The 7,830-nt window shown below is 66.9% G+C and carries 7 protein-coding genes; 1 reads left to right on the top strand and 6 read right to left on the bottom strand.

Annotation, left to right across the window (positions count from 1 at the left end; all coding sequences use genetic code 11):
- Positions 1-691: MFS transporter (locus G3O06_RS45275; RefSeq protein ID WP_205819964.1), on the bottom strand; the 691-nt coding region annotated here is incomplete at its 3' end.
- A gap of 97 nt (positions 692-788) precedes the next feature.
- On the opposite strand from G3O06_RS45275, the gene G3O06_RS45270 reads away from it, so the two are divergent.
- Entirely contained in the window at positions 789-1,718 is a 930-nt protein-coding gene (locus G3O06_RS45270; protein WP_174973714.1) for a LysR family transcriptional regulator, read from the top strand.
- Between the two features lie 184 nt (positions 1,719-1,902).
- On the opposite strand, the gene G3O06_RS45265 is transcribed toward G3O06_RS45270, so the two are convergent.
- From G3O06_RS45265 to G3O06_RS45245, 5 genes are all read right to left on the bottom strand, one after another.
- Positions 1,903-2,736, bottom strand: a complete 834-nt coding sequence (locus G3O06_RS45265) for an OmpW family protein (RefSeq protein ID WP_174918423.1) — start codon at positions 2,734-2,736, stop codon at positions 1,903-1,905.
- An 18-nt stretch (positions 2,737-2,754) separates the two neighbouring features.
- Positions 2,755-3,996, bottom strand: coding sequence for a DUF2957 domain-containing protein (locus tag G3O06_RS45260; protein WP_175000664.1), 1,242 nt, complete (start codon positions 3,994-3,996; stop codon positions 2,755-2,757).
- 143 nt (positions 3,997-4,139) lie between these two features.
- Complete coding sequence (locus tag G3O06_RS45255; protein ID WP_174973712.1) at positions 4,140-5,570, bottom strand: DUF2957 domain-containing protein; 1,431 nt, start codon at positions 5,568-5,570, stop codon at positions 4,140-4,142.
- 434 nt (positions 5,571-6,004) lie between these two features.
- Entirely contained in the window at positions 6,005-6,955 is a 951-nt protein-coding gene (gene argC / locus G3O06_RS45250; RefSeq protein ID WP_205819963.1) for an N-acetyl-gamma-glutamyl-phosphate reductase, read from the bottom strand.
- A 154-nt stretch (positions 6,956-7,109) separates the two neighbouring features.
- Positions 7,110-7,682, bottom strand: coding sequence for a flavodoxin family protein (locus tag G3O06_RS45245; RefSeq protein WP_174918427.1), 573 nt, complete (start codon positions 7,680-7,682; stop codon positions 7,110-7,112).
- Positions 7,683-7,830 lie beyond the last annotated feature (148 nt).

Here is a 7,830-nt window from a genome sequence, read left to right as displayed (position 1 = left end):
CATGCCGGCGCAGCACCGGCTCGTCGGCGAGCAGGCGCCCCATCGACGCGAGCAGCGCGCGGTAGCCGGCCGTGATCGACGGCGTGCGCGACGGCAGGCGCAGCGCGAGCACGACGGCGATCGCGGCGTTCGCGAGCGCGGCCAGCACGTAGAACCCGCGCCAGCCGGCCGAGCCCGCGATCAGGCTCGCGAGCGGCCGCGACAGCAGGATGCCGAGCATCAGCCCGCTCATCACGTTGCCGACCGCGCGGCCGCGCTGCGCCTCGGGTGCCATCGACGCGGCCATCGGCACGAGCATCTGGATCACGCTCGACGCGGCGCCGGCCACGAGCGTCGCCAGCAGGAACACGGTGCCCGACCGCGTGAACGCCGGCAGCGCGAGCGCGGCCGCACACACGGCCAGCGTCGCGACGATCAGGCGGCGGTTCTCGAGCAGGTCGACGAGCGGGACGAGCAGCACGAGCCCGGCGGCGTAGCCGAGCTGCGGCAGCATCGCGACGAGGCCGGCCAGGCCGGGCGGCAGGTGCAGGTCGGCGCTGATCGGGCCCGTCAGCGGTTGCGCGGCGAACAGGTCCATCACGATCACGCCGACCGTCGCGGCGAAGAACAGCGTCATGCCCGCGCTCAGCGCGGGCGGCGTGCCGGCGGGCGTGCGAACGTCGGCGGGGCAGGGATTGGCGGGGCAGTTCATCGGAAGCCTGGCGAGTGGGTCGAAGGAGTCCCCATCCTAGGTGCCCGATGTTTATGCGACAATTGAAATATCTCTAACATGATTATGCGAGTTTGTTTTGAATACGCGTGATCTCCAGGCGTTCGTCGCGGTGGTCGACAGCGGGTCGATGGTCGCCGCGGCCGCGAAGCTCCACCTGACGCAGCCGGGCCTGACGCGGCGCGTGCAGAACCTCGAAACGCTGCTCGGCATGCCGCTGCTCGAACGGCAAAGCAAGCCGCTGAAGCCGACCGCCGCCGGGCGCGACGTCTACGCGCTCGCGCGCAACGTGCTGGGCGCGGTCGACGAGCTGATGGCGGCGGGCGCGCCAGACAGCGAGCCGTCCGGCGAGCTGCGCATCGGCGTGCCGCCGTTCCTGTCCGAGCTGGCGCTCGAGCAGCCGATCGACCGGCTGCGCGACGCATTCCCGCGCCTCACGCTGCGCGTGACGGCCGGCTGGTCGCCTGCGCTGGTGCAGGGCATCGAGCGCGGCACGCTCGACGTCGCAACCGTGATGGTGCCGGCCAGTTCGGCACTGCCCGACACGTTCACATCGACGCTGCTCGGCACGCAGCCGACGGTGCTCGTCGCCGCGCGTGACTTTCCGCTGCCGGACGGTCCGTTGTCGATCGACACGCTGTCGGGTTTCCCGTGGGTGCTGAGCCAGGACGGCTGCGGGATGCGTTCGGCGCTGAGCCGCATGCTCGGCGCGGCCGGGCTGCCGTTCGACGTCGCGGTCGAGGCGTTCGGCTCGGAGCTGCAGCTGTCGCTCGTCGCGCGCGGCGCGGGCATCGGCATTGCCGCGCCGAACGCGCTGGCGCGCAGCGCGCATCGCGATGCACTGAGGGTGGTGGAAACGGTGGGGCTGGAGACGCGGATCAACGTGTGGATCGTGCACGGCGCGCTGCCGGGCCGCCTGGTGCGGCCCGTCGCGCTGCTGCGCGATGCGCTGGGCGAAGTGCTCGACCGGGTAAACAGGGTGGGGTCAGATGCAGTGAATGCGGTCTAGAGGCAGCATTCGAGGGAAAATCCTTATTTTCTCTACGGAAATGTTGCAATGCGGAAACCGATTCGCTATAGTTGCACCTGTCTCCTCCATGTCTCCTCTGATATGGATTCAGCCCGCCTCTTAGGCGGGCTTTTTTTTGCCTGCGATTTTGTCGCGGCTTTCCATTCGTCGTCCGCTGCTGCGCTCAGAACTTGTACGTCATCCCGACGTAGCTGATGATCGGGTCGGCCTTCAGGTCCGATTTCGACTCCGAGAGCACCGTGCCGTCGGCCGCCTTGATCGTCACCGTCGACGTCGTCTTCAGCGGGATGTACGTCACCGACGCGATCAGCCCGAAATGCTCGGTCATGTTGTACTGCAGGCCCGCGTTGAACACCGGCTGCCATGACGACGACGCCTTCGCCTCCACCGATGTCGTACCCGGCTTGCCCGCGCCCGCCGCGAGAATCGCGCCGAGGTTGTCCTGCGTCTGCTTGATGAAGTTCGTGTTGAGCTGCAGGTCGCTGAACCAGTTGTACGACACGCCGAGGCCGAGGAACGGCCGGAACTTCGCGGTTGCCGCGCCGAAGTAGTACTGCAGCAGCATCGCCGGGCTCCACTGCCGCACGCTCTTCACGATCGGGTTGACCGACGCGAGCCCGATGTTCTGCGTGCCGAGCGCGCCGGCAGGGCCGGGCGGCCTGATCGTGCCCTGGCCCGACACCTTGAACACCGGCGGCACGCCGGCCACCGACGTGACTGCGATGTGGTCGGTCAGGAAGTGGCTGACCGTCAGGCCGACGGTGTCGGCGCCGCTCGTGCGCAGCCCGGTGCCCGGCGACGTGAACGACGGCGGCAGCCGCAGCGGCGTGTTGATCGGCGTCGGCGCGACGTTGGTCGTCATCGGCGTGCTGCTCTGCTGCGGCATCACGTGGAACCAGCCCAGCGTGACGACGTTGCTGCCGGCGCTCTGCGCGTGCGCCGCGAGCGGCGCCAGCACGGCGGCGCCGGCCGCCGCGCAGAGAAGGGTTTTCTTCATCACGGCTTCCCCCTCCGCTTACTGGACGAACGCGCCGATCGTGAAATACGGCGTCGATCCGGCGTTGTCGAGGAAACCGAACACGCCACCCGTGAAGATGAACTTGCCGGTCGGCGTCGAGCTGCTGGCACCCGTGTGGATCGTCGTGACCGTGCCCGGCACCTTCTGCGTGTAGTCGAGGTCGAGGACCCTCGTGAGCGACGCCTGCGACGGCTGGAACGGATCGAGCAGCGTCGCCTGGTTGTTGATCAGCGCGGTGGTCCGGTAGTTGAACTCGCTGTCGACGCCGATGTACTCGCCGTTCTGCGAACCGACCGAGACCGCCGTTTGCGGAGAAAGGATCGAGATGCTCGATTCGTCGTCGGCGGTGAGGCCCGGTACGCCGTTGCTGTCGGGCGTCGGGTTCGGGTTCGCGACGCCCGTGCGCACGAGGATCGGCACGAGCTGGTTGCGCAGCTTGCCGACGATCATGAAGCCCTTGCCCTGCGGCGTCGCCGACAGCGTCGGTTTCAGCTGGCTCGCGTAGTTGTTCGACTGGAATGCGCCGCTGCCGTCCGCCGACTGCACGAAGTTCGTGCCGCGCTGCGTGCACGCGCCGCCGGCGAACTGGCCGGTCGTGTCGCACTTGGTCCAGGTGCCGTCGGCGTTGATCGTCACCTTCGCGTCGATCGATGCCGGCGCGAAGTTCTGCGACGGCACTTCACCGAAGCCCACGTGACTGTATGTGCCCGCAACCTTCGTGATGTCGGTTTCGATCGACGAGAAGCCGATGAACGGGTAGTACGGGAATTTCGTGTCGGGCACCGCGGCCTGGCCGAGCACGCCGTTGAACTGGATTTCCTTGCCGGGAATCGTGCCGCCCGCGACGCCGAAGCCGACGAAGATGCGTGCCGGCCGCGACGCGTCGAGGCTCGCGCCGTTCAGGCGGAACGCGCACTGGTTCAGCTTGTTGGTCGGCAGCAGCGTTTCCTGCGTGAGCGTGCCGCTGTCGACGGTGCCCGCGCGGGTCGGCACGACGGTGCCGGTCGTTTGCGGCACGGCCGATTCGACGTACGTGACCTGCCAGGTCATCTTGGTCGTGTCGAGCTGGACCTTCGCGAGTTCGCCGCTGCCCGCGCCACCCGTAAACACGGTGGTGTAGTCGAGCGAGGCAGGACAGAGCCGGTCTTCGACGAGCGGGGGCGGATTGTCGCTGCCGCCGCCGCAGGCGGAAAGAAGGGGGGCGGCAAGGGCCGCCGCCAGAATGAGGTTGCGCTTCATGTTGCTCCTCCAGATTTGTCTTGTGCGGCGGCCAGCTCCCTGTCGGCCGCTTCTGTTGGTTGTGCTCGTCCTACTTGCGCCGTGCCGCGCGCGCTCGTGCGTTACGCGACGGCGGCCAGCCCGCCGTCGCGTCCTCGTTCGCTCTACTTGCTGATCTGTGCGCCCACGCCGAAGTACGGTGTCGACGACGTGCTCGCGTTCGCCGACGTCGACGTGACGCCGCCGTTCACCGTGCCCTGGACCAGCGCCGCGTACAGCCCGCCCGTCGCGATCACCACGCCCGATGCGGACGGGTAGCTCGCACCGCTCGGCGGCGCCGTCGTCGCGTTCAGCAGGCCCGGCGTCGCCTGGCCGTAGTCGAGCGTGAAGCCGTCTTCCTCGGCCTGCGTGCTCGGATTGATGAACGACGCGTTGCTGCCGCGGATCAGCGCAGCCGTGTACTTGAAGTTCGAGTCCGCGCCCGCGTAGCCGCCGTCGATCGCACCCGACGTGATCGCCGTCGCCGCGCCGAGCACCGCGATGCCCGATTCGTCGTCGACCTGCGCATCGGTATGCAGCGGCGCCGTGCCGAGGTTCACGTTGCCCGTCCGCACGATCACCGGCACCGTCGCACCGTTGAGCTGGCCGATCACCATGTGCGCGGTCGCCGACTTGCCGGTCGCGCCGATGATCGGCAACTGCGTTTGCGGCAGCGTCTGCGGTGCCTTCGCGCTGTCGAAGTAGCCGCCGTTCGCGGTGTTCGCGGCCCACGGGTTGCCGGTCGTCTGGCAGCCGCCCGTGCTTGTCGACGTGCACGCGCCGTTCCCGTCGAACGTCTCGCTCGAGTTCGTGCCCTTCGTCGCGTAGTTGCCCGACGGCACGAGGTGGTAGATCAGCGCGTTGTACGTGCCCGGCAGCTTCGTGATGTCGGTCGTCGTGTTCGCGAAGCCGAGGAACGGATAGAAGTCGAAGTGGCGCTTCGGCACCTGGCCGACGTTCTGGTAGAGCGGAATGCCGGCGAGCGAGATCGTCAGCCCGTCGTACTGGACCGTCGCACCCGGAATGCCGCCGCCCGCGACACCCATGCCGACCAGCAGCATCGGCGGGTTCGCCTGGTTGAAGTCGGCGGCCGTCGAATAGGTCGAGCCGTCCGCCGCCTTGCCCGAGCCCGGCGTGAGGACGAACGCGCAGCGCGTCTGCTCCGCGGTCGGCAGCGTGCCGGTCGGCGGGTGCATGACCGCACCGGTGATCGTCGTGCCTGCGCGGCTCGGCGTGACCGTGCCGGTTGCGAGCGGAATCGGCGATTCGAGCCACTTGAGCGTGTAGGTCATCGCCACGGCGTCGATGTTGACGCTGACGATCTCGCCGCTACCGGCGCCGCCGAGGTACGTGCTCTTCACGATGTCGGCGTTGGCCGGGCACAGCGAACCGTTGACGGGCTGTGACGGCGGCGGCCCTTGCGTGCCGCAGCTCGATCCGGAACATTGGGGCGCATTGATCGGCGCGGGTGCGCCGCCGTCCCCCCCACCACATGCAACCAGGAAAGGGGCAATGGCAAAGGCCGTTGCCACCCCCTTCGATAAGGCGTGCGACATGCCGCTGTCTCCAATCGTTTAATTGTGCGAGCTAATGTCGCCGCCTGGATTTTTGCTGTCAATTGATGAACCCGTCTAAAAAAGGCGATTGAAACGGGTGCCGTGTATTTAATCGTTGTCCGGCACGGCATTCGGTAAGAATTAAAACGCGCGACGGGCTGCGGGAAGTGGCCGGAGTGGGGAATGTGCGACGCCGGGCAGGCCGGGGAAGAGCCTTCCTGCGTATAACGGCAGCGTTTAAAGCGGCGGTATCCGGTTTATCCCTATTCGGGATTGACTGGATAAAGATGGGGTGGGATTAATTCACTGGTAATCGCGCAATTGAAAGCTTGTAAATATTTGTAAATGCGCGGTTCGAAATTTTTATATATTGCCTGATACGAGTAAATAAAAAGCCGGCCAGTGGCCGGCTTTGCATTGCATGCGATGTTGAATCAGCGTTTGAGACCTGCGTCCTCGGCCGCGCCGATGCTCAGGTTCATGCACTGGATCGCGGCGCCCGATGCGCCCTTGCCGAGGTTGTCGAGGCGCGCGACCGTGACGAAGCGCTCTTCGTTGCCGAACACGAACAGGTCGACCCGGTTCGTGTCGTTGTTCGCCTGCACGTCGAAGAAGCCGCCGTCGAGGTTCGCGTCCGCATCGAACGGCGCGACGCGCACGAATGCTTCGTCCGCGTAGTACTCGGCGAACACGCGCTGCACGTCCTGCGGCGTCGTGCGCTTCGCGAGCTGCTCGGGCGTGAAGTAGGTCGTCACTGCGAGGCCCTTCAGGAACGGACCGACGATCGGCGTGAAGATCGGCGGGTTCGCGAGGCCCGTGTGCGCGGCCATTTCCGGCAGGTGCTTGTGCGTGAGGCCGAGCGCGTACGGGCGCGGGCTTGCGAGCTTGCCGCCCGGCACCGCGTTTTCGTAGTCGGCGATCATCGACTTGCCGCCGCCGCTGTAGCCGGTGATCGAGTAGCTGTGTGCGGCGAACGTCGGTACGACGATGCCCGCATCGACGAGCGGACGCATCGCGAGCACGAACGCCGATGCGTGGCAGCCCGGCACGGCGATGCGCTTCGACGTGCGAATCTTCTCGCGCTGCGCGCGGGTCAGTTCCGGCAGGCCGTATGCCCAGTCGGCGCTGGTGCGGAACGCGGTGCTTGCGTCGATCAGCGTCGTGTTCGGATTCTCGACCAGCGACGCCGATTCGCGCGATGCAACGTCCGGCAGGCACAGGAACGTGACGTCCGACGCGTTGATCAGGCGGCGGCGCTCTTCGACGTCCTTGCGCTTCGCTTCATCGATGCGCAGGATCTCGATGTCGCTGCGTGCCGACAGGTATTCGAAGATCTTGAGGCCGGTCGTACCTTCCTGGCCGTCGACAAAAACTTTGGTGCTCATTTCGCTCTCACTGAATGAAACGGGGGCCCGCGCCCTGAACCCACCATTTTAAGACGTCATCCGGCGGGCCTGCACCGCGCGGGGCGAAAAAAAGACGGCCGGCGAGCCGTCTTGTGTCCCTTTGACGCCCGCAGGTGTGCGCGCCGGGGCATGCTCAGCCGCGGCCGGCGACCCAGCGGGCGGTCGCTTCGGCCACGCGCCGGCCGAATGCCTTGCCGGTCTCGAGGTCGCCCGGCAGCGGGCCTTCGTCGGGCGTCGAATCCGCCGGCGACTGCGCGAGCAGGCCCGTCGAGCCGCCCAGGTAGTTGATGTCGTTGCGCGTGGCCGCCTTCGAGTTGGCCGGCATCAGGCTCGTGCCGACCCACACCATCCCATGCTGCATCGACAGCGTGACGAAATATTGAATCGTCGAGAACTTGTCGCCGTTCATCGTCGCGGAGTTCGTGAAACCCGCGGCGATCTTGTCCTTCCATTTCTGCGTGAACCACGCTTTCGACGTCGCATCGGCAAACTGCTTGAACTGCGCCGACGGGCCGCCCATGTAGGTCGGCGCGCCGAAGACGATCGCGTCCGCCGCGTCGAGCGCGGCCCAGCCCGCGTCGTCGACGTCGCCGACGGGGAGCAGGCGCACGGTCGCGCCGGCATCCTGCGCGCCCGCGTGCACGGCCTCGGCCAGTTTCTGCGTGTGACCGTAGCCGCTGTGATAGACGATGACGATGTTCGACATGAAGCGTTCTCCGGAAAGGAACGGGAATGGCGGCCGCCGCGGCGCGCCGCGTCACGCGTCGCCGGCGGGGAGATCGGCATGGCGCCGGGTAGGGAAAAGGTGTGAGCTATCGGTTCAATACTGTGATGCGGCCGCAGCCGAACAAAAA

This window comes from Burkholderia sp. Ac-20345 (assembly GCF_017104825.1).
Lineage (GTDB): Bacteria > Pseudomonadota > Gammaproteobacteria > Burkholderiales > Burkholderiaceae > Burkholderia > Burkholderia lata_B.
Note: the sequence above shows the minus strand (reverse complement) of the source record. Positions and strands in the feature narration are given on the sequence as shown.